A 21,257-nucleotide genomic window follows, 5' to 3' on the forward strand; every position below is an offset into this window, starting at 1 on the left:
GCCGTGGATGCCCTCCTCGCCGACTCGCGCACCGCGGAGGGCGCGGCGGCCAACCCCTCTCTCCCCGTGCCCCGCATGCACGCACTGCTCGACCGGAGCCTGACCCGGAGGAGGCTGGCGATGCCGAAGTCGGTCAGGACCGCCCTGCCGGCCGTCGGCTCGGCGGGTCCCGCGCCCGGCGTGTCGCCTCACCGGGGTGGCCCAGTGCCGACATGCATGGCTTGCACAGGTTTGTGATGGTTCGTCATGGAAGGCGTACTCGTCGAAACTCCCGGAGCACCGCTTTGGGGCGTCTTCCACTGGAGGTTCAACCATGCGTGCTGCACGCACTCTGGCGGTGGCCGCCACCGCGCTCGCGGCGGTCGGGCTCGCGGCCCCCCTCGCCACCGCCACCAACGGGCCCAGCAGCGTCACCGTCAGCCCTCTCCAGGTCGAGCGGGGCGGAGACAACTCCAACGGCGTCACCGTGTCCCCCTTCGCGGTCCACCAGGGCGGGATCCTCACGATCACCGTCCGCGGCTGCGCCGGCGGCACGGTCACGTCCAACGCCTTCGCGACGGTCACGCTCGGCCCCGCGGTCAACGGGGTGTCCACCGCCACCGCCCGCATCTTCAACAACGCCACGCCCGGCCAGTACAACCTGGCCGTCCAGTGCGGCGGCCGTACGCTCACCCAGCCGTTCCGGGTCATCGCCGGCCAGGGCGCGGCCGGCGGCCTCGGCGGCTCGCTGGCCCCCAGCTCCACCGAGATGGCCGTCGGCGGCAGCCTCGTCGCCGCGGCCGCGCTCGGCGGAGGGCTCTTCGTCGCCCGCCGCCGACGCCTGACCGGCGCGGGAGTCTGACCGGCCGAACCTCCCGGTCGGCCCGCCGTGCCCGTCGCCCCCGAGTCCCTGCCGGGACCCGGGGGCGATCGGCAGATCCTCCCGGCCGTGCGGATCCGGCCGGTGACGAAGGGTCGGTGACGACGGGTCAGTGACGGCGGGCGGCGCCGGAGCGACGGCGGCGGACCACATAGGCGGTGCCGCAGGCCGCGGCCAGCACCAGCGCGCCGCCGGCCGCCAGTTCGGTGGTGCTGGGGGCCATCGAGCCGCCGAGACCGCCCCGCACCCCGCGCGGGGGCGCGAGGATGGTGGCGCTGATGGTCGGGGTGGCGGTGGGGGCGCCGCTGATCGTCAGGGCGACGGTGTCCTGCACACCGCCCGTGCAGTTGAACAGCACCGTGTACACGGCGCCGCGCTTGGCGTCGGCGTCCACGGTGGCGGTCACCGTCGCCCCCGGTGCGATGGTCGCGGTGTCGAAGATGCCGGCCGTGGCCGTCGCCGTACTGGCACAGCCGGGGGCGCTCAGCGTCAGCCGTCCGCCCGGGGCGACGATCGAGGGCGACACGACGAAATCGCCCGGTGCCTTGGCCCTGGCCACCCGTGGGTCGGTGGCGGGCGCCCCGTCCGCCGCGAGGGCGGCGGGAGCGGCCAGGGCGAGGGCGGCCGCTCCCAACAGGGCAGTGGTCGCGGCACGTATCGCGCGCATGGTGAATCCTCCGGGTCCCGAGGGGCAGTCGCGGAAGGGGGTTCCCGCGAAGGGCCGTGCACCTCGATGCCCGAAACGCTAGGAGCGCAGTACCACAGCCGCGATCCCAGAGGTGCGAATGGGGCACCGATGTCCCCCGTGTGGCCCATTCGCGGGGGGTGCCTCAGGGGCTGATCTGCGGGAACAGATCGGTGAAGGGCGCGGCGGTGGCCGAGATGCCCCGGCCGAACGGCGCGTCGAAGTCCCAGATGAGGAACAGCAGGAAGGCGATCAGCACGCTGAAGAGCCCGGCGAGCAGCAGCTCCCGGCCGGTCCTGCGGATCTGCAGCGTGAAGATCAGGCCGACCGTCACCAGGGCCCCGATGATCAGACCGAACCAGACCACCCCCGGCATCGTCTCGCCGGCGCTCTGCCCGCGTGCGTTCCGGGCGTCGTCGGCGAGGGTCACCTGGTCCACCAGAGGCTGGTACGCCTGTCCCTCGAAGTCGTCGGCCGGCCGGTAGTCGGTGACGCTGCGCCGCACCTTCTCCAGGAGCGCGGTGCCCTCGTCGCTGAGCTCGCCGTTGTCGGCCATGTACGTCCACTCGTCGTGGACCACGTACGAGACGTACGCGTCGACGTCGGCGCGGATCCGGGAACGGACCTCCTGCGGATAAACCTCGGCGCGCGCCGAGATCTCGTGCATCGCCTGGGCCTCCTGCCGCACGGTCTCCTGAGCGGCTCCCCGGGCCTCCCAGACGCCGGCGATGGCCAGACCGAGGACGATCGCGTAGATCACGCCGATCATCATCGTCATGTACTCGATGACGTCCGGGGTCTCGCTGGGGTCGTCGTCCTCAGGGATCCGGCGGTTGTTGATGACGACGATGGTGAGCACGACGGCGCAGGCTGCGGCCATCGCGAGAGAGAGAACAAGCCATTCGGACATGGTTCCTCCGGCGGGATTCAGAGGGGCGACGGGTGAAGGGGACGGCGGGTCATCTGGACCGGGGGCGCAGGATCGCCGTCGCGAGGACGGCCGGGGCGGTGATCATCAGCGTCGCGGTGACGACGGAGGTGCCGCCCTTCTGCTTGGTGTGCGTCGCCGGGCGGTAGTGGGGCAGTGCCACGGGGGAGGGGGACGGCGGTCGGGGCCGCACGGTGGGCGGCGGGGTCGGGGACGGCGGAGGCGCGGCCGCGGGCTCCGGCGGCCTGGTGGTCGCAGGCGCGGGGGACGGCGGCTCCGGGCGTGGCGCCGGCTTGGTGGCCGGCGGTTTCGGCACCGGCCGGGGCGGAACCGGCTTCGGCGCGGGCGGCGGAGGCGGCTCGGGTTTCGGCGTCGGTTTCGGGGGCGGGGAGGGCGTCGGCGTCGGGGAGGGCGGAGGCGTCGGCTCGGGCGTGGGCGACGGGCACGGCGGGGGCGGCTCGGGGTCGCAGGGCGTCGGGTGGTGGTGATGCCCGTGCCCCTTGCCCTTGCCGTTGCCGTGGTGCTCGTGGCCTTCGCCCTTCCCGTGGCCCTTTCCGCCGCCGTTTCCCCGGTCGTCGACGTCGTGGTGGCCGCCACCGGCGACCGCCACCGCGATCTGCGAACCGCCCGAGTCGGTCGAGGCGTAGGCACAGGCGTCGGCGGAGGCGGGTACCGGTGTGGTGAGCAGCCACACGAGACCGAGGGCCGCCAGCGGCCGTGCGAGGAGTGATCCGTACAGAGACACGCCGTCGAGCTTGATCACACGCGGGGCGCGCCGGGGCGGAATCGCGCGGGATTCGCCAGATGGAGGGGATCTCCGGATGTGAGGGCTTGACGTTTCGCCGGGTGTCGGCGACGGATCCGGCGCAATGCCCGGTATCGGCGGTCGTGATGATTGCGGACGGGTGGCCGACACGGCCCCTTCAGGCCTCCCGGCGGAGAACTGTCCGGTTGTCGCCCTGTCGGACGGGCCGGCCAACAGGGCATCCTGCACCGGCGACCGGGCCCCGAGAACGGCAACAGCCGAGGTACGGAAGGGGCCTGGGGCCCCACCGGGCGCGGTCGGCGGCCTTCCGGGAACCGACGCACGATCATATGCACGTGAAGGTGCACGGCCTGAAGGCGTGAAACCTGCGCTCGGAGAGCACGTGCCAATGGCCTGTGACCAAGAACGGACCGCGAATTTCCGTTTCTACTCGCCCTCCCGGCGGGCGATCAGTAGCCTCACCTCGAACACCGGCCGCGAACACATGGCCGTATCCCCCACGGCGACTTGTTGGAGACATTGATGGAGCGTCCCGCCTGGGCCCCGCCCGGTATCGACATTTCGGTACCGAGCGTGTCCCGTATGTACGACTTCTATCTGGGCGGCTCGCACAATTTCGAAGTGGACCGGGAAGCGGCGCGCAAGGCCATGGAGTTCATGCCGGGCCTGCCCAAGATCATGCAGGCGAACCGTGCCTTCATGCGGCGCGCCGTCCGTCACGCCGTTGACAACGACGTCACCCAGTTCCTCGACATCGGTTCCGGCATACCCACCTTCGGCAACGTGCACGAGGTCGCCCGCGCCGCCGACCCCGCCGCCCGGGTCGTCTACGTCGACCACGACCCCGTCGCCGTGGCCCACAGCCGCGCCGTCCTGGAGGACGACGACAGCGCGGCCGTCGTCGCCGCCGACCTGCGCAAGCCCGCCGACATCCTCCACAGCCCCGAGGTGACCCGACTCCTCGACCTGGACCGGCCCGTGGCCCTGCTCCTCGTCGCCGTCCTGCACTTCCTGGAGGACGAGGACAAGCCCTACGAGGCGGTCGCCGAACTGATCGACGCCCTCGCCCCCGGCAGCCTCGTCGTCCTCACCCACGCCTCGTACGAGGGCATTCCGCTCCCCGAGGAACAGGCGGGCGGCACCGTCGAGGTCTACCGCGACATCCGCAACCCCCTGGTGATGCGGTCGGGCGGAGAGATCACCCGCTTCTTCGAAGGCACCGAACTGATCGAGCCCGGGCTCGTCCCCATGCCGCTCTGGCGGCCGGACAGCCCGGCCGAGGAGGAGGATCCGTACGCCTTCTCCGGGTTCGCAGGGGTGGGGCGCAAGGCGTGAAGGCCCCGTCGCAGCCGTCCGACGCCGTCGCCGAAGCCGACGGCCCGGAGGACAGACTCAGGCGGTTCGTCACCATCTGGAGCCGGGCGATCTTCCCGCTGACCGCCACCTCGCTGACCCGCGCCGAGTTCGAGGGACACCTGCTGCCGCTGGCCCGCACCCTGTGCGACGCCCTGCACGCCCGGCCCTTCGACACGGCACCGGCCCAGCGCACCGGCGCGGCCCTCGTCGCCGCCCACTGCACCGACCCGGACGCGCTCGGCCGCAGCCTCGGCGTCGTCGACTCGTACCTGGTGCTCTACTGCGGTACGGAGTCGGACCTTCCCGCCGAGGAACTCCGCGCCCGCTGCGCCCGGCTCCAGCACGCCATGGCCGCCGGCTACGCGGGTGCCCTGCGCGAGCGGACCCTCACCGAGCAGGAGGCCATCGCCCGCTCCGCGCTCGCCGCCCGCAGCGCCGCCGAGATCGCCCTGCACGCCACCGAGAGCCGCTTCCGCGCGGTCTTCGACGGGGCGGCCATCGGCATCGGCATCGCCGACCTCGACGGCAACGTCCTGGAGGTCAACGAGACCCTCACCCGCATGTTCGGCGGGATGGAGGGCCAGGTGCGCAGCCGGAACGTCAGCGAGTGGGTCCACCCGGAGGACGGGCCGCACGTCTGGAAGCTGTACGAGGAACTGGTCCGCGGCGAGCGCGAGCACTACCGCGTCGAGAAGCCGTACTACCGGGGTGACGGAACGGTTCTCTGGACCAACCTCACCGTCTCGCTCCTCCGGGACGCCGAAGGCCGCCCCCAGTACCAGCTGGCCCTCATGGAGGACACCACCGAACGGCGCCTGCTCCATCTGCGCCTCCGGTACGAGGCCACCCACGACGCGCTCACCGGACTGCCCAACCGGACCCTGTTCTTCGAACGCCTGGAGAAGGCGCTCGCCCCCGGCGAGAACGCCCGCTTCGGCCTCTGCTACCTCGACCTCGACGGCTTCAAGGTCATCAACGACAGCCTCGGCCACTCCACCGGCGACCGGCTGCTCGTCGAGGTCGCCGACCGGCTGCAGAGCTGCGTCACCGGCGCCGGCGAGATGGTCGCCCGGCTCGGCGGCGACGAGTTCGTCGCCCTCACCACCGGCGCCGACGGCCGGCGGGACGTCACCGAACTCGCCGACCGCATCCTCGCCGCCCTCGCCACCCCCCTCCGCATCGAGGGCCGCGAACTCACCGTCCGCGGCAGCCTCGGCGTCGTCGAGGGCCCCGCGGGGGAACGGACCCCGGCCGAAGTGCTCCGCAGCGCCGACATCACCATGTACCGGGCCAAGTCGGCGGGCGGCAACCGCTTCGAGGTCGCCGACCCGGAGGCCGACGCCCGCGCCATCACCCGGCACGGGCTCACCACCGCCCTGCCGACCGCCCTGGAACGCGGCGAGTTCTTCATCGAGTACCAGCCGCTCGTCCACCTCGACGACGGCAGCGTCCACGGCGCGGAGGCCCTCGTCCGGTGGTGCCACCCGCAGCACGGGGTGCTCGGCCCCGACCAGTTCATCCCGCTCGCCGAGGACACCGGCCTCATCGTGCCGCTCGGCCGCTGGGTGCTCCAGGAAGCCGTGCGCCAGGCCCGCTTCTGGCGGGCCCGGCACTCCGACGGCGGCCCGCTGCGCATCAACGTCAACCTCTCCCCGACACAGCTCCACCACCCGCGCCTGGTCGCCGACACCGTCGACGTCCTGGAGCGCTCCGGCCTCGAACCGGGCGCGCTCTGCCTGGAGGTCACCGAGTCCGCCCTCATCGGCGCCGACGAGGGCCTGCTGAAGCCGCTGCGGCAGCTCGCCGAGATGGGCGTGGACATCGCGCTCGACGACTTCGGCACCGGCTACTCGAACCTCGCCAATCTGCGGCGGCTGCCGGTGAGCGTCCTGAAGCTCGACCGCTCCTTCACCCGGGGGATGCAGCAGCATCCGGTGGACCCGGTCGACCTCAAGATCGTCGAGGGGATCGTCTCGCTCGCCCACAGCCTGGAGCTCGCCGTCACCGTCGAGGGCGTGGAGACCGGAGCGCAGGCCCGCCAGCTCCGCGACCTCGGCTGCGACACGGCCCAGGGCTGGTACTACGCCCGCCCCGGCGCCCCGGACCGCATCCACTCCCTCCTCCTGGCGGACGCGGTCTGACCGCCCCCGCCCCGTGTCGGCCCGCGCCCTGGCGGGGCGGTGCCCCGCCCCGCCACGGCGCCGGGCGGGCTCAAGCGCGCCGCAGCAGCAGCTTCTGGAGCTCCCGCGCCGCGCGCGGCGGCGCCACATCGCTGCGGTGCGCCAGTGCGATGGTGCGGCGCAGGCCCGGCCGGGCGAGGGCCGTCACCCGAAGGTCCCGCCCCGCGCGCGCCGCGACCATCGCCGGCACGACCGCGAGCCCGAGCCCCGCCCGTACGAAACCGAGTACGGCGTCCAGCTCCCCGCCCTCGACGGTGAACGTGGGCTCGAAGCCCTCCGCCCGGCAGGCCGCCACGGTCAGCTCCCGCAGGTCGTAGCCGTGCCGGAACATCACGAGCGGCTGGTCCCGCAGGTCCTTGATCCGCACGGGCCGCCGCGGCGGCGGCTCCGAGGCGGCGGAGACCACGACGAGGTCCTCCGTCAGCAGCTCGACCGTCGTCAGGGAGGGCGAGGGAGAGGGCAGCGGCAGCACCACGAGGGCCAGATCGAGTGCCCCGCGCGCCAGCTCCCGTACGAGGTCGTGCGAGCCGCCCTCCTCGATGAGCAGCTCGATCCCCGGGTGCAGGCCGTGGAAGGCCCGCAGCACGTCCGGGAGGAGCCCCGTGCACAGGCTCGGCGTCGCGCCGAGCCGCACCCGGCCCCGCTTGAGCTGGGCCAGCTCCTGCACCTCGATGCGGGCCGTCTCCGTGTCGGCGAGGATCCGCCGCGCGAGCGGCAGCAGGGCCTCGCCCGCGTCGGTGAGGGTGATGTTCCCCCGGGCGCGGCTGAAGAGTTCCGCGCCCAGCTCCTGCTCCAGGGCCTTGATCTGCTGGGAGAGCGAGGGCTGCGAGACGTGGACGCGTTCGGCGGCCCGGGTGAAGTGACGGGTCTCGGCCACGGCGACGAAGTAGAGGAGCTGCTGGAACTGCATGGGTCCAGCGTAGAGGACATGGATAGGTACAGCCTATCGAGATGAGCCGAACCATGTCTTGGACCTCTCGGGCCCTTCGGCCCTAGCGTCGAGGACATGGCTCTGGCACCCACGAGGGGGCGGACGGCTGCCCGCCCGCCGTCCCCCGCACCGACCCCGTCCCGTGGCTTCTGGTCGTCGACCCTCGGCAAGAAGACGGTCATGGCCGTCAGCGGGCTGATCATGCTCGGCTACCTCGTCGCCCACGTCGCCGGCAACCTCAAGGTCTTCTTCGGCCCCGAGGAGTTCAACGCCTACGGCCACTGGCTGCGCGTCATGGGCGCCCCGGTCCTGCACCACCACTGGGCCCTGTGGATCGTCCGGATCGTGCTCCTCGCCGCCGTCGTCGCCCACGCCGTCTCCGCGTACCAGCTCAGCCGGCGCGACCTGAAGGCCCGCCCCACCGCGTACGTCCACCGCCGCAGGCGCGCCTCCTACGCCACCCGCACCATGCGCTGGGGCGGGATCATCCTCGCCCTCTTCGTCGTCTGGCACCTCCTGGACCTGACCACCGGCACCGCCCACCCCGGCGGCTTCGAGGAGGGCAGGCCCTACCAGAACGTCGTCGACACCTTCTCCACCTGGTACGGCGACGTCGTCTACATCGTCGCCATGCTCGCCCTCGGCCTCCACGTCCGCCACGGCTTCTGGAGCGCCGCCCAGACCCTGGGCGTCGGCAACGCCCGCCGCGACCGCCTCCTCAAGGCCCTCGCCAACACCCTCGCGCTCGTCCTGACCGCGGGCTTCGTCTCCGTCCCCGTCGCCGTCATGACCGGAGTGGTGAGCTGACATGAGCTTTTCCGACTACACCACCGGCGAGCCGATCGCCGACACCAAGGCTCCCGCCGGGCCCGTCGCCGACCGCTGGGACACCCGCCGCTTCGAGGCGAAGCTGGTCAACCCCGCCAACCGCCGCAAGCACCGGATCATCGTCGTCGGCACCGGCCTCGCCGGCGGCTCCGCCGGCGCCACCCTCGCCGAGCAGGGCTACCAGGTCGTCCAGTTCTGCTTCCAGGACTCCCCGCGCCGCGCCCACTCCATCGCCGCCCAGGGCGGCATCAACGCCGCCAAGAACTACCGCAACGACGGCGACTCCATCCACCGCCTCTTCTACGACACCGTCAAGGGCGGCGACTTCCGGGCCCGCGAGTCCAACGTCCACCGCCTCGCCCAGATCTCCGTCGAGATCATCGACCAGTGCGTCGCCCAGGGCGTCCCCTTCGCCCGCGAGTACGGCGGACTCCTCGACACCCGCTCCTTCGGCGGCGTCCAGGTCTCCCGCACCTTCTACGCCCGCGGGCAGACCGGGCAGCAGCTCCTCCTCGGCGCCTACCAGGCGCTGTCCCGGCAGATCGCCGCCGGGAACGTCGAGATGCACGCCCGTACGGAGATGCTCGACCTGATCGTCGTCGACGGGCGGGCCCGCGGCATCGTCGCCCGCGACCTGATCACCGGACGCATCTCCACCCACTACGCCGACGCGGTCGTCCTCGCAAGCGGCGGCTACGGCAACGTCTTCTACCTGTCGACGAACGCCATGAACTCCAACGCCACCGCCGTCTGGCGGGCGCACCGGCGCGGCGCGTACTTCGCCAACCCCTGCTTCACCCAGATCCACCCCACCTGCATCCCGCGCACCGGCGACCACCAGTCCAAGCTGACCCTGATGAGCGAGTCGCTGCGCAACGACGGCCGCATCTGGGTGCCCAAGGCGCAGGGCGACACCCGCCCGGCCGCCGACATCCCCGAGGACGAGCGCGACTACTACCTGGAGCGCCTCTACCCCTCCTTCGGCAACCTCGTCCCCCGCGACATCGCCTCCCGCGCCGCCAAGAACGTCTGCGACGAGGGGCGGGGCGTCGGCCCCGGCGGGCAGGGGGTCTACCTGGACTTCGCCGACGCGATCCGGCGGATGGGCCGCAAGGCCGTCGAGGAGAAGTACGGCAACCTCTTCGAGATGTACGAGCGGATCACCGCCGAGAACCCGTACGAGGTCCCCATGCGGATCTACCCCGCCGTGCACTACACGATGGGCGGACTCTGGGTCGACTACGACCTCCAGACCACGATCCCCGGCCTCTTCGCCATCGGCGAGGCCAACTTCTCCGACCACGGGGCCAACAGGCTCGGCGCCTCCGCCCTCATGCAGGGCCTCGCCGACGGCTACTTCGTCCTCCCCGCCACCATCAACGACTACCTCGCCCGCCACCCGTCGAGCGAGCCCGTCACCGACGACCACCCGGCCGTACGGGACGTCCTCGCCGAGACCGAGGACCGCCTGAACCTCCTCCTCTCCGTCGACGGCGACCGCACCCCCGACTCCTTCCACCGCGAACTCGGCGAACTCATGTGGGAGTACTGCGGCATGGCCCGCACCGAGGAGGGCCTGACCAGGGCCCTGCGCCGCATCCCCGAGATCCGGGAGGAGTTCTGGCGCCGCATCAAGGTCCCCGGCACCGGCGAGGAGTTCAACCAGTCCCTGGAGAAGGCCAACCGGATCGTCGACTACCTGGAACTCGCCGAGCTCATGTGCCTCGACGCGCTCCACCGCGCCGAGTCCTGCGGCGGCCACTTCCGCGAGGAGTCCCAGACCCCGGACGGCGAGGCCGCCCGCCGCGACGAGGAGTTCTCCTACGTCGCGGCCTGGGAATTCCGGGGGTCCGGGGGCCGTCCTTCGGGGGAGCACGGCGCCGGGGCCGCCCCCGTCCTCCACAAGGAGGACCTCACCTTCGAGTACGTCCACCCCACCCAGCGGAGCTACGCATGAGGATCGACCTGCGCGTCTGGCGCCAGAAGAACGGCGACACCGAGGGGGCCATGGTCACCTACGCGGTGGACGGCATCTCACCCGACATGTCCTTCCTGGAGATGCTCGACACGCTCAACGAGGACCTCATCCTGCGCGGCGAGGAACCCGTGGCCTTCGACCACGACTGCCGCGAGGGCATCTGCGGCGCGTGCAGCCTCGTCATCAACGGCGACGCGCACGGGCCGGAGCGCACCACGACCTGCCAGCTCCACATGCGCTCCTTCCGCGACGGCGACACCATCGACGTCGAACCCTGGCGCGCCTCCGCCTTCCCCGTCGTCAAGGACCTCGTCGTCGACCGCTCCGCCTTCGACCGCGTCATCCAGGCCGGCGGCTACATCACGGCCCCGACGGGCTCGGCCCCCGAAGCCCATGCCACACCGGTCCCGAAGGCCGACGCGGACTCCGCCTTCGAGCACGCCGAGTGCATCGGCTGCGGCGCGTGCGTGGCGGCCTGCCCGAACGGCTCGGCGATGCTCTTCACCTCCGCCAAGATCAACCACCTGAACGTCCTGCCCCAGGGCTCCCCGGAGCGCGAGACCCGGGTCCTCGACATGGTGGCCCAGATGGACGCGGAGGGCTTCGGCGGCTGCACCCTGACGGGCGAGTGCGCGACGGCCTGCCCGAAGGGCATCCCGCTCCCGTCGATCTCCGCGATGAACCGGGAGTGGCTGCGGGCGCGGCGGAAGGCCGGCCGCGGCTGAGGCCGGATCCGGACAATCCGAGGGCGTGGGCTCCGCCACACGCGGCGCCCCGGCGCGAAAGATCGTTCACGGAATGATCATCTTCTCCGCAAGATCTTCGTTCCGGGGTGCTCCCGTGCCCCGGAACAGCAAGATCACATCCGTTCAAAACTGCACCTTTCGCGGCAGGTTGACCACTTCGCGGCCAACCGTCGGCCGGCGATTTCCGCCGCGCCGACACCCCCGGGTACTGATGGGTCCTGCCGGGGGCATATGACCAAACCCCCGGTCGTACAGACCACTTGGGGGTTTCTCATGTCCAGCATCACCCGCCGCCGGGCCCTCGGCGTCGCGGCAGGCGCCGCGGGCGCCGTCACGGTCCTCGCCCGGACGGGCCCGGCCGCGGCCTCGGCTCCCCGCGCGACCGCCCCGGCGGCCGACTCCGACCCGGCCTCCTTCGACGAGGTCTACCAGGGCCGCCGCATCCAGGGCGGGCCCGCGCACGGCGGCGGCCACCACGGGGGACACCACGGAGGCGGCTACTCCGTCACCATCGACGGTCGGGAACTGCACGTCATGCGGAACGCCGACGGCACCTGGATCAGCGTGATCCACCACTACGAGCCCGCCGCCACGCCCAGGGCGCTGGCCCGCGCGGCCGTCCGGGAGCTCCAGGGCGCCCCGCTCGTACCCCTCACCCTCGGCTGACCGATCCAGGAGCGGCACCACCATGACCGTACGCAAGAACCAGGCCACCCTCACCGCCGACGAGAAGCGGCGCTTCGTCGCCGCCCTCCTGGAGCTCAAGCGCTCCGGGCGGTACGACACCTTCGTCACCACGCACAACGCCTTCATCATGAGCGACACCGACGACGGCGACCGCGTCGGCCACCGCTCGCCGTCCTTCCTGCCCTGGCACCGGCGTTTCCTCATGGAGTTCGAGGAGGCCCTCAGGTCCGTCGACGCGACCGTCACCCTGCCCTACTGGGACTGGACCGCCGACCGCACCTCCCGCTCCTCGCTGTGGGCGCCCGACTTCCTCGGCGGCACCGGCCGCGCCCGCGACGGCCAGGTCACGGACGGCCCCTTCGCCCGGACCGGCGGCCGCTGGCCGATCAACGTCCGCGTCGACGGACGCGACTACCTCCGGCGCGACCTCGGCGCGGGCGGCCGGCAGCTCCCCACCCGTGCCGAGGTGGACTCCGTCCTCGCCATGGAGACCTACGACACCGCCCCCTGGAACAGCGCCTCCGACGGCTTCCGCAACCACCTGGAGGGCTGGCGCGGGGTGAACCTCCACAACCGCGTCCACGTCTGGGTCGGCGGCCAGATGGCCACCGGCGTCTCCCCCAACGACCCCGTCTTCTGGCTGCACCACGCCTTCGTCGACAAGCTGTGGGCCGACTGGCAGGCCCGCCACCCCCGCTCGGCGTACCTGCCGGCCGCGGGCACCCGGAACGTCGTGGACCTCCACGACACCATGCGCCCGTGGAACGACGTGACCCCCGCGGACATGCTGGACCACACGCCCCACTACACCTTCGACACGGCGGCCTGACGGGCTCCGGACCTTCCCCGCCCCGGGCCGCCCCCGCGGTGTCCCGGGGCGGGGAGCGAGGCATTTGCCGACATCAACGGATGATCTAGGTGAAAAGGAGGAATCGGGAACGTGCGCGCCGGGTACCCGGGCCTTCGCAGGCCGGGAGGCGCACACGGTCCGTGTCGCGCGCCGTCCACCGGGCCGTACCCGAGGGAACGAGGAGGACGCTTGACCCGGCAAGAGTCGACGCAGGCCCCGCGCCGGCAGCAGGAGGAACCGGGCCCCAACCGGTGGAAGGCGCTCGGCGTCTGCCTCGTGGCGGGCTTCATGACCCTCCTCGACGTGTCGATCGTGAACGTCGCGCTGCCCTCCATCCGCTCCGGGCTCGACACCCCGGAGTCGGACCTCCAGTGGGTGCTCTCCGGGTACGCGCTCGCCTTCGGCCTCTCCCTCATCCCGGGCGGCCGGCTCGGCGACGCGCGCGGCCGGCGCAGCGTCTTCATCGTCGGCCTCGCGCTCTTCACGCTCGCCTCGGCCTCCTGCGGAGCGGCGCAGACGAGCCTCTGGCTGGTGATCTCGCGGCTGGTGCAGGGAGTGGCCGGAGGCCTCGTCTCACCGCAGATCTCCGCGCTCATCCAGCAGATGTTCCAGGGGTCCGAGCGCGGCAGGGCCTTCGGGATGTTCGGCACCGTCGTCGGCATCTCCACCGCCGTCGGCCCCCTGCTCGGCGGCCTGCTGATCCAGGTGGCGGGAGCCGAGGAGGGCTGGCGCTGGGTCTTCTACGTCAACCTCCCGATCGGGATCGTGTGCCTGTTCCTCGCCCGGCGGCTGCTGCCCGACACGCCGGACGCCAAGCCGGTGCGGCTCGGCCGCCTCGACCCGGTCGGCGTGGTGCTCCTCGGCGCCGCCGTCCTCGCCCTGCTGCTGCCCTTCGTCCAGTCCCAGCAGTGGTCCGGGAACGGGAAGTACCTGCTCGTCCTCGTCGCCGCCGCCCTGCTCGCGGCCTTCGTGGGATGGGAGCGCCGCTGCGCGCGGTCGGGCAGCGAGCCCCTCATCGACCTGGAGCTCTTCCGCGTCCGGTCCTACTGGCTCGGCTCGCTGCTGATCCTGCTCTACTTCGCGGGCTTCACCTCGATCTTCTTCGTCAGCACGCTCTACCTGCAGAGCGGACTGCACTACACCGCGCTCCAGGCCGGGCTCGCCCTCACCCCCTTCGCCCTGGGGTCGGCGGTCGCGGCCGGGATCGGCGGCCGGTTCGTGGACCGCCTCGGCCGGCCGCTCGTGGTCCTCGGCCTGGTGATGGTGGCGGTCGGCCTCGCCGGGACGGCCTTCGCGGTGCACCAGGTGCCCGGCCGGGGCGCGGGCTGGGCGATGCTCGCCCCGCTGCTCCTGGCGGGGCTCGGCAGCGGCCTGGTGATCTCCCCGAACCAGACCCTCACCCTCTCCGAGGTGCCGGTGCGCCGCGCGGGCAGCGCCGGAGGCACCCTGCAGACCGGCCAGCGGGTCGGCTCGGCGGTCGGCATCGCCGCGGTCGGCTCGGTCTTCTTCGACCAGGTAGCCCAGGACGGCTGGGCCACCGCCTACGACCACGGCCTCCTCGTCTCGATCGCCTTCGTCGGGGCCGCCCTCGCCGCGGCCGTCGCCGACGTGGTGGCGGGCCGCCGCGCCGCCCGTCGCTGACCCCCGCGCGCCGGTACGCACGACCCCGTGCGTACTGGCGCCGTCACGGGGTGCGGAAGCCGCGGAAGGTCACGTGCTTCCGGCTGGTGAAGCCGAGCCGTTCGTAGAGCGCGATCGCCGCCGTGTTCTTCTCGGCCACGTGCAGGAAGGGACGCTCGTGCCGCTCCAGGACGCGGGCGACGAGCGCGCCCAGGAGGCGGGCGGCGTGCCCCTGCCCGCGTGCCTCGGGGTCCGTGCAGACCGCGCTGAGCTCGGTCCAGCCCGGGGGCCGGAGCCTCTCGCCCGCCATGGCCACCAGCCTGCCGCCCGCGCGGATCCCGAGGTAGGTGCCGAGTTCGCGGGTGCGCGGCCGGAACGGTCCCGGCTGCGTGCGCGCGGTCAGGTCGAGCATCTCGGGCACGTCGGCCGCGCCGAGTTCGACCACTTCGGTGCCGGCCGCGGCACGGGCCGCCCCGGGACCGGCACCGGCGGGCCAGACCATCTGCCGGCCTTCGAGGACGAAGACCGGCTCCCAGTCCGGCGGTGGGATCGCCGTGCAGCTGAACATGTCGGCGAAGGCGTTCCGGCCGAGGAGCAGGGCGAGGTCGGCCCAGTCCGCCGGGTCCGCGTCGGCGGGTACCGCCGAGAAGGTCGCGACCTCCGGCAGATAGGTGGCGGCGCGGCCGCGCCGGCGCCCCAGGTCCGCGTGGTGGCCGCGCAGCGACTCGCCCACCGGGTTGTCGAGCACCGGGGCGTCGTCGTACCCGCCGTTCGTCATCGTGTGCCGCCTTTCCTCGGGACCGTCACTGTTCCACAGGGGCCGACAGACGACGTCCACGGGCCCGGCCCGCGCGAGGGGACTCCTCAGGGCCGTCCGGAGAGGGCCCGGGCCAGGTACGGCGCGGTGCGGCTGTCCGCCGCCCGTGCCACCCGGTCCGGGGGACCCGCGGCCACGATCCGCCCGCCCTGGTCGCCGCCGCCCGGGCCGAGGTCGACGACCCAGTCCGCGGTGGCGACGACGTCCATGTCGTGCTCGACCACGATCACCGAGTGCCCGGCGTCCACGAGGCCGTGCAGCTGGCGCATCAGGACCTCGACGTCCGCCGGGTGCAGACCGGTCGTCGGCTCGTCGAGCACGTACAGGGTGGGGGAGCGGTGCGGCCGCTGGAGCTCGGAGGCGAGCTTGATGCGCTGCGCCTCGCCACCGGAGAGCTCGGTGGCCGGCTGCCCGAGCCGCAGGTAGCCGAGGCCCACGTCGAGGAGGGTCCGCAGGCTGCGGGCGGCGGCCGGGATGTCGTCGAAGAAGGCGGCGGCGGACTCGACGGTCAGGTCGAGGACCTCCGCGACGGTGAGGCCGCGCAGCCGCACCTGGAGGGTCTCGGGGTTGTAGCGGGCGCCCCGGCAGTCGGGGCAGGGCGCGTACGTACTGGGCAGGAAGAGGAGCTCCACCGAGACGAAGCCCTCGCCCTGGCAGGTCTCGCAGCGGCCGCCGGGCACGTTGAAGGAGAAGCGGCCCGCCTTGTAGCCGCGTGCCTTCGCCTCCTCGGTCTCCGTGAAGAGCTTGCGCACGACGTCGAACAGTCCCGTGTACGTGGCGAGGTTGGAGCGCGGGGTGCGGCCGATCGGACGCTGGTCCACCGACACCAGGCGGCCCACGCCCTCCACTTCCTCGGTCAGCGCGTCGACGAGGGTGGACTTTCCGGAGCCCGAGACGCCGGTGACCGCGGTGAGGACGCCGACCGGGAAGGCGGCGTCCACCGCCCGCAGGTTGTGCCGGGTGACCGGCCCCGGGCGCAGCCAGCCCGCCGGTTCCCGTACCGTCCGCGCGGGCGCGGCAGTCCGGTCGAAGAGGAACCGCCGCGTCGCGGACGCCTCGACGCCGGCCAGTTCCTCCGGCGGACCGCTGTGCAGCACCCGCCCGCCGTGCACTCCGGCGCGCGGGCCGACGTCCACGAGCCAGTCGGCGTGGCGTACGACGTCGAGGTGGTGCTCGACGACGAAGACCGAGTTCCCGGCGGCCTTGAGCCGGTCGAGGACCACGAGCAGGGCCTCGGTGTCGGCCGGGTGCAGCCCGGCGGAGGGTTCGTCGAGGACGTACACCACGCCGAAGAGGCCCGAGCGCAGCTGCGTGGCGAGCCGCAGCCGCTGGAGCTCGCCGTTGGACAGGGTGGGAGTGGCGCGGTCCAGGCTGAGGTAGCCGAGGCCGAGTTCGGTGACCGTGCCGATCCGGGCGACGAGGTCCTCAGTGAGGACGCGCGCGGTCTCCGAGGCGCCCTCCGTCGCCGCCGCCGTCGACAGGAGGCCGGACAGGGCCGTGAGCGGCAGCGCGGCGAGCTCGGCGACGTTCCGGCCGGCGAAGGTGACCGCGAGCGCCTCGGGCCGCAGCCGGCCGCCGCCGCACGTCGGACAGGGCGCGCTGGTGAGGAACCGCTCCGCCTTCGCCCGCAGGGACGGGCTCTTCGAGTCGGAGAAGGTGCGCAGGACGTAGCGGCGCGCGCTCGTGTACGTTCCCTGGTACGGGCGTTGGATCCGGTCCGCCTCCCGCACCGGGTGCACGGTGACGACCGGCTGCTCGTCCGTGAAGAGGATCCACTCCCGGTCCTTCGCGTCGAGCTCCCGCCACGGCCGGTCGACGTCGTGGCCGAGGGCGTCGAGCACGTCCCGCAGGTTCTTCCCCTGCCAGGCGCCCGGCCAGGCGGCGATCGCCCCCTGGCGGATCGACAGGCCGGGGTCGGGGACGAGGAGCTCCTCGCTGGTGTCGTGGACCAGCCCGAGACCGTGACACGAAGGGCACGCGCCCGCCGCCGTGTTGGGGGAGAAGGCGTCGGAGTCGAGCCGCTCGGCCCCCTCCGGATAGCGGCCGGCCCGGGAGAACAGCATCCGCAGGGAGTTGGAGAGGGTGGTCACCGTACCGACGGAGGACCGGGCGTTCGGCGAGGACCGGCGCTGCTCCAGGGAGACCGCCGGCGGCAGCCCGGTGATCTCGCCGACCGCGGGTGCCCCCACCTGGTGGATCAGCCGCCGCGCGTACGGGGCCACCGACTCGAAGTAGCGGCGCTGCGCCTCGGCGTAGATCGTCCCGAAGGCAAGCGACGACTTGCCGGAGCCGGAGACCCCGGTGAACACGACGAGCGCGTCGCGCGGGATGTCGACGTCGACCCCGTCGAGGTTGTGCTCGCGGGCGCCCCGGACGCGGACGTAGGGATCGTGGGAGGGGTCCTGCATGCGTGGGTTCACTTCTGTCCTGGTCGGGACTGGAGGGGGTTCGACCGTGACGGTGGTTGCGGTCTGCTGGTCAGGTGGAGAGGTGTCCAGTTTGTCAGGTGTTCCGCGGGGTCAGCCGGCCGCGCGGGATGCGTAGGCGCGGATGTCGGCGTCGGGGTCCGCGGCAGCCGTGGCGAGGGCGGCGCGTGCTTCCGGGTCGGCGCTGTGGCGGAGGAGGGACAGCACCGCGGCCTTGCGGACATCCGCGTTCGGGTCGGCCAAGGTCTTGGCGAGGGCGGGGACCGCCTCGGCGGACAGGGCTGACCGCAGGGCGGTCGCGGCGCCGGCTCGGACCTGCCAGGCGGGGTCGGCGAGCGCCGCGGCGGCCCGCGCCGCGTACCCGGGCGGGCAGCCCGTGGCGGCCAGCGCGGCCAGGGCGGCGCCCCGGACCAGCGGGTCGGCGTCGTCGAGGAGCGGGTCGAGGGGGGCCGGGGCCGGGGCCCGCACGGCCGCGAGGCCGCGGGCCAGCGCGACCCGGACCTCACGGGCCGGGTCGGCCGTCGCCACCGCCAGTTCCGGCACCGCGTCCACCGAGACGAGGGCACGGACGGCGGTGGTGCGGACCTCGATGTCGGTGTCGGCGAGCGCGGCGGCGTACACCCCGGCGTCGCCCAGCCGTAGCGCCCGCAGCACGTCGAGCGCGGCGGCGCGGACGACGGGGTCGGCGACATCCAGTGCCGTCCGCAACGCGGCCCCCAGCTCCGGCTCGGCGGGAAGCACTTCGACGAGCTCGCGCAGCGCGGCCGCGGCGGCGGCCCGGACGCGTGGCACGGCGTCCCGCAGGCACGCGGCGAGCGCGGGGCCGACACCGGCGGGCATGGTCTCGCTGAGCGCGGCCACGGCCGCCGCCCGCACCCCGGGATCGACATCGGCCAGGTAGGGGCGGAGCGCGTCCAGGTCGGGGGACTCCTCGGCGAGGGCGAGGAGGCGGAGCAGGGCCGGGCTGGGCGCGGAAACCTCCGGGACCGGGGCCGGGGCGGGTTCCGCCGCGGGTGCGGCCGGGCGGGCGGCGGGGGCGGCGTCCCGAGGACCGGCCGTTGCCACCGGCACCAGCGCGACCTCGCCCAGACGGCGCTCTGGTCCCGGCGTCGGCGCGAACTCCGGCACCGGGACCGTGTACGGCTCTACGGGCCGGGCGGTGAACTCCATCGTCCCGGAAGGCGACTTGCGCAGGTCGAGATGGTGCAGCCAGCCCGCGTCGTCGCGCTCCGGGTGGTCCATCCGCTCGTGGTACAGGCCCCACCGGGACTCGGTTCGGGCCAGCGAGGCCCGGGCGGCCATCTCCGCGCAGTCCCGGATGAAGGTGACCTCCGCGCACCGCATCAGCTCGTGCGGCGTGCGCGCGCCCATTCCGGCGATCTCCTGCGACATGCGGGTGAACGCCTCCACGGCGAGGGACAGCTTCGCCCCCGACTTCGGCGGCGCCACGTAGTCGTTGACGAACCGCCTCAGCTTGTACTCCACCTGTGGCTGTGGCGGCCCGTCGGGATTGCGCAGCGGCCGGTAGACGAGCTCGTGGGCGGCGGCCAACTGGTCCGGGGGCAGCTCGCCCTCGTACGCCCGGTACTGTGCGGCGTCCTCACCGGCCAGGTCACCGAAGACGAACGCGCCGATCATGTAGTTGTGCGGCACGCAGGCGAGGTCGCCGGCCGCGTACAGCCGGGGCACGGTGGTGCGGGCGTGCGCGTCCACCCGTACGCCGGAGGCGGAGTGTCCTCCGCACAGTCCGATCTCCGAGATGTGCATCTCGACGTCGTGGGTGCGGTAGTCGTGGCCGCGGTTCGCGTGGAAGGTGCCGCGGGTGGGCCGCTCCGTGGAGTGGAGGATCGTCTCGACGGCTCCGATGGTCTCCTCGGGCAGGTGGCTCAGCTTCAGGTACACCGGGCCCCGGTCGGAGGCGAGTTCCTCCGCGAACTCCGCCATCATCTGCCCGGACCAGTAGTCCGACTCCACGAACCGCTCTCCGTGCCGGTTGACCTGGTAGCCACCGAAGGGGTTGGCGACGTAGGCGCAGGCCGGCCCGTTGTAGTCCTTGATCAGCGGGTTGATCTGGAAGCACTCGATGCCGGTGAGCGCGGCCCCCGCGTGGTACGCCATGGCGTAGCCGTCGCCCGCGTTCGTCGGGTTCTCGTACGTCCCGTACAGGTAGCCGGAGGCGGGCAGGCCGAGCCGGCCGCAGGCCCCGGTGGCCAGGATCACGGCGCCCGCCCGGACGGTGACGAAAGCCCCGGTGCGGGTGTCGAACCCGGCCGCGCCGATGGCCCGGCCGTCGTCCGGGTGGGTGAGCACCCTGACCGGCATGACCCGGTTCTCGATGCGGATCCGCTCCCGCATCTCGCGCCGCCGCAGCTGCCGGTAGAGGACCTTCTTGACGTCCTTCCCCTCCGGCATGGGCAGGACGTAGGACCCGGACCGGTGCACCTGGCGGACCGCGTACTCGCCGTGCTCGTCCTTCTCGAACTTCACCCCGTACGACTCCAGGCGCTGGACCATCGCGAAGCCGCGGGTCGCGGTCTGACGCACGGTGGACTGGTCGACGACGCCGTCGTTGGCGCGGGTGATCTCGGCGACGTAGTCGTCGGGTTCGGCCCGGCCCGGAATGATCGCGTTGTTGACCCCGTCCATGCCCATGGCGAGTGCGCCGGAGTGCCGTACGTGCGCCTTTTCCAGCAGCAGGACCTGTGCCCCGCGTCCGGCCGCGGTCAGTGCGGCCATGGTGCCGGCGGTTCCGCCGCCGATGACGAGGACGTCACAGGACAGCTCGGTCGCGTCGGCGAGGGCGGGAACGGGCAGGGGAGTGTCCACCAGGGTCTCCACGGGAAGGGCCTTTCAGAGGGATTCGAGGATGCGGCGGCGCAGCTCGGCGGTCGCGGGGGCGTGCTGGGCGTCGCGCAGGCGCGGGTGCGGGACGTCCAGCACCCGGCCGGAGCCCAGCAGCGCGACCCGGTCGCCGAGGTGGAGGGCCTCGTCCACGTCATGGGTGACGAAGACGACGGTCGCGCCCGTGCCCCGCAGGATCTCCACCAGCAGGTCCTGCATCTCGGCGCGGGTGTGCGCGTCGAGCGCGCCGAAGGGTTCGTCCATCAGGACCGCGCGGGGCCGGCCGGCCAGCGCGCGGGCCAGCTGCACGCGTTGCCGCTGACCGCCGGACAGCTGGTGCGGCAGCTTGTGGGCGTGCCCGGCCAGACCGACCCGGTCCAGCCACTCGGCCGCGGTGCGCCGCCGCTCGGCCCGGGGGACCCGGCGGATCGCCAGCGGCAGTTCCACGTTGGCGCGGACAGTGCGCCAGGGCAGGAGGGCGTCGTGCTGGAAGACCAGCGCCCGGTCGGCGACGGGCCGCGTGACCGGTTCACCGTCCTGGGTGACCTGCCCCTCCAGCGGGGGCAGCAGGCCGGCGAGGGTGCGCAGCAGGGTGGACTTCCCGCAGCCGGACGGCCCGACCACGGCCAGCAGCTCCCCCGGTGCGATGCGCAGCGTGACGGTGCCCGGCAGAGCGGCGCCGTCCGGGTGGCCGAGCCGTACGTCCTGCAGGGCGAGGGCGGCCCCGGCCGGTGAAGGGGCGGTGGGCAGGGTCGCGGT

The 21,257-nt window shown here is 73.1% G+C and carries 17 protein-coding genes; 9 read left to right on the top strand and 8 right to left on the bottom strand.

The features are described 5' to 3' along the window. Positions 1-313: 313 nt before the first annotated feature. Complete coding sequence (locus tag ABZ318_RS24645; RefSeq protein WP_356904639.1) at positions 314-841, top strand: hypothetical protein; 528 nt, start codon at positions 314-316, stop codon at positions 839-841. A 127-nt stretch (positions 842-968) separates the two neighbouring features. Here ABZ318_RS24645 and ABZ318_RS24650 read toward each other — a convergent pair whose 3' ends face one another. The 3 genes from ABZ318_RS24650 to ABZ318_RS24660 all read right to left on the bottom strand — a co-directional run bounded on the left by ABZ318_RS24650 (position 969) and on the right by ABZ318_RS24660 (position 3,217). Beyond that, positions 969-1,526: a hypothetical protein gene (locus ABZ318_RS24650; RefSeq protein WP_356904640.1), complete on the bottom strand. Its 558-nt coding sequence runs from the start codon at positions 1,524-1,526 to the stop codon at positions 969-971. Between the two features lie 163 nt (positions 1,527-1,689). Further along, complete coding sequence (locus tag ABZ318_RS24655; protein WP_356904641.1) at positions 1,690-2,454, bottom strand: hypothetical protein; 765 nt, start codon at positions 2,452-2,454, stop codon at positions 1,690-1,692. Positions 2,455-2,503: 49 nt separating this feature from the next. Then, positions 2,504-3,217, bottom strand: coding sequence for a hypothetical protein (locus ABZ318_RS24660; protein WP_356904642.1), 714 nt, complete (start codon positions 3,215-3,217; stop codon positions 2,504-2,506). Between the two features lie 543 nt (positions 3,218-3,760). On the opposite strand from ABZ318_RS24660, the gene ABZ318_RS24665 reads away from it, so the two are divergent. Next, a complete protein-coding gene (locus tag ABZ318_RS24665) occupies positions 3,761-4,573 on the top strand; it encodes an SAM-dependent methyltransferase (RefSeq protein ID WP_356904643.1) in 813 nt (270 codons plus the stop codon). Next, positions 4,570-6,735 (top strand): EAL domain-containing protein, encoded by a 2,166-nt coding sequence (locus ABZ318_RS24670; RefSeq protein WP_356904644.1) that lies wholly within the window; start codon positions 4,570-4,572, stop codon positions 6,733-6,735. The genes ABZ318_RS24665 and ABZ318_RS24670 overlap by 4 nt, the downstream gene beginning before the upstream one ends. Positions 6,736-6,805: 70 nt before the next feature. Here the strand turns inward: ABZ318_RS24670 and ABZ318_RS24675 are convergent, their stop codons facing one another. Then, positions 6,806-7,684, bottom strand: coding sequence for a LysR substrate-binding domain-containing protein (locus ABZ318_RS24675; protein ID WP_356904645.1), 879 nt, complete (start codon positions 7,682-7,684; stop codon positions 6,806-6,808). A 201-nt stretch (positions 7,685-7,885) separates the two neighbouring features. On the opposite strand from ABZ318_RS24675, the gene ABZ318_RS24680 reads away from it, so the two are divergent. The 6 genes from ABZ318_RS24680 (at position 7,886) to ABZ318_RS24705 (ending at position 14,435) form a co-directional block, all read left to right on the top strand. Continuing rightward, positions 7,886-8,512 (top strand): succinate dehydrogenase, encoded by a 627-nt coding sequence (locus tag ABZ318_RS24680; protein ID WP_356904665.1) that lies wholly within the window; start codon positions 7,886-7,888, stop codon positions 8,510-8,512. 1 nt (position 8,513) lies between these two features. Next, complete coding sequence (locus tag ABZ318_RS24685; RefSeq protein ID WP_356904646.1) at positions 8,514-10,490, top strand: fumarate reductase/succinate dehydrogenase flavoprotein subunit; 1,977 nt, start codon at positions 8,514-8,516, stop codon at positions 10,488-10,490. Next, the gene (locus ABZ318_RS24690) at positions 10,487-11,236 is read left to right on the top strand and encodes a succinate dehydrogenase/fumarate reductase iron-sulfur subunit (protein WP_356904647.1); all 750 of its coding nucleotides are present in this window, start codon (positions 10,487-10,489) and stop codon (positions 11,234-11,236) included. The genes ABZ318_RS24685 and ABZ318_RS24690 overlap by 4 nt, the downstream gene beginning before the upstream one ends. 294 nt (positions 11,237-11,530) lie before the next feature. Then, on the top strand, positions 11,531-11,923 hold the full coding sequence (locus tag ABZ318_RS24695; RefSeq protein ID WP_356904648.1) for a tyrosinase cofactor: 393 nt from the start codon (positions 11,531-11,533) through the stop codon (positions 11,921-11,923). A gap of 22 nt (positions 11,924-11,945) precedes the next feature. Next, on the top strand, positions 11,946-12,773 hold the full coding sequence (locus tag ABZ318_RS24700) for a tyrosinase family protein (protein WP_356904649.1): 828 nt from the start codon (positions 11,946-11,948) through the stop codon (positions 12,771-12,773). Positions 12,774-12,983: 210 nt separating this feature from the next. Then, complete coding sequence (locus ABZ318_RS24705) at positions 12,984-14,435, top strand: MFS transporter (protein ID WP_356904650.1); 1,452 nt, start codon at positions 12,984-12,986, stop codon at positions 14,433-14,435. A 43-nt stretch (positions 14,436-14,478) separates the two neighbouring features. Here ABZ318_RS24705 and ABZ318_RS24710 read toward each other — a convergent pair whose 3' ends face one another. The 4 genes from ABZ318_RS24710 to ABZ318_RS24725 form a co-directional block, all read right to left on the bottom strand. Next, on the bottom strand, positions 14,479-15,192 hold the full coding sequence (locus ABZ318_RS24710; protein WP_356904651.1) for a GNAT family N-acetyltransferase: 714 nt from the start codon (positions 15,190-15,192) through the stop codon (positions 14,479-14,481). Between the two features lie 86 nt (positions 15,193-15,278). Beyond that, positions 15,279-17,639, bottom strand: a complete 2,361-nt coding sequence (locus tag ABZ318_RS24715; RefSeq protein WP_356904652.1) for an excinuclease ABC subunit UvrA — start codon at positions 17,637-17,639, stop codon at positions 15,279-15,281. Between the two features lie 111 nt (positions 17,640-17,750). Then, the gene (locus tag ABZ318_RS24720) at positions 17,751-20,483 is read right to left on the bottom strand and encodes a fumarate reductase/succinate dehydrogenase flavoprotein subunit (RefSeq protein ID WP_356904653.1); all 2,733 of its coding nucleotides are present in this window, start codon (positions 20,481-20,483) and stop codon (positions 17,751-17,753) included. 24 nt (positions 20,484-20,507) lie between these two features. After that, positions 20,508-21,248 (bottom strand): ABC transporter ATP-binding protein, encoded by a 741-nt coding sequence (locus tag ABZ318_RS24725; RefSeq protein WP_356904666.1) that lies wholly within the window; start codon positions 21,246-21,248, stop codon positions 20,508-20,510. Positions 21,249-21,257 lie beyond the last annotated feature (9 nt).

The organism is Streptomyces sp. NPDC006197 (assembly GCF_040613865.1).
In the GTDB taxonomy this organism is placed as follows: Bacteria; Actinomycetota; Actinomycetes; order Streptomycetales; family Streptomycetaceae; genus Streptomyces.

Bases quoted from the DNA above. Each gene is read 5' to 3' on its own strand.
- ABZ318_RS24645 (WP_356904639.1), top strand. From the start codon at position 314: ATGCGTGCTGCACGCACTCTGGCGGTGGCCGCCACCGCGCTCGCGGCG.
- ABZ318_RS24650 (WP_356904640.1), bottom strand. From the start codon at position 1,526: ATGCGCGCGATACGTGCCGCGACCACTGCCCTGTTGGGAGCGGCCGCC.
- ABZ318_RS24655 (WP_356904641.1), bottom strand. From the start codon at position 2,454: ATGTCCGAATGGCTTGTTCTCTCTCTCGCGATGGCCGCAGCCTGCGCC.
- ABZ318_RS24665 (WP_356904643.1), top strand. From the start codon at position 3,761: ATGGAGCGTCCCGCCTGGGCCCCGCCCGGTATCGACATTTCGGTACCG.
- ABZ318_RS24675 (WP_356904645.1), bottom strand. From the start codon at position 7,684: ATGCAGTTCCAGCAGCTCCTCTACTTCGTCGCCGTGGCCGAGACCCGT.
- ABZ318_RS24680 (WP_356904665.1), top strand. From the start codon at position 7,886: ATGGCCGTCAGCGGGCTGATCATGCTCGGCTACCTCGTCGCCCACGTC.
- ABZ318_RS24685 (WP_356904646.1), top strand. From the start codon at position 8,514: ATGAGCTTTTCCGACTACACCACCGGCGAGCCGATCGCCGACACCAAG.
- ABZ318_RS24690 (WP_356904647.1), top strand. From the start codon at position 10,487: ATGAGGATCGACCTGCGCGTCTGGCGCCAGAAGAACGGCGACACCGAG.
- ABZ318_RS24695 (WP_356904648.1), top strand. From the start codon at position 11,531: ATGTCCAGCATCACCCGCCGCCGGGCCCTCGGCGTCGCGGCAGGCGCC.
- ABZ318_RS24700 (WP_356904649.1), top strand. From the start codon at position 11,946: ATGACCGTACGCAAGAACCAGGCCACCCTCACCGCCGACGAGAAGCGG.
- ABZ318_RS24710 (WP_356904651.1), bottom strand. From the start codon at position 15,192: ATGACGAACGGCGGGTACGACGACGCCCCGGTGCTCGACAACCCGGTG.
- ABZ318_RS24715 (WP_356904652.1), bottom strand. From the start codon at position 17,639: ATGCAGGACCCCTCCCACGATCCCTACGTCCGCGTCCGGGGCGCCCGC.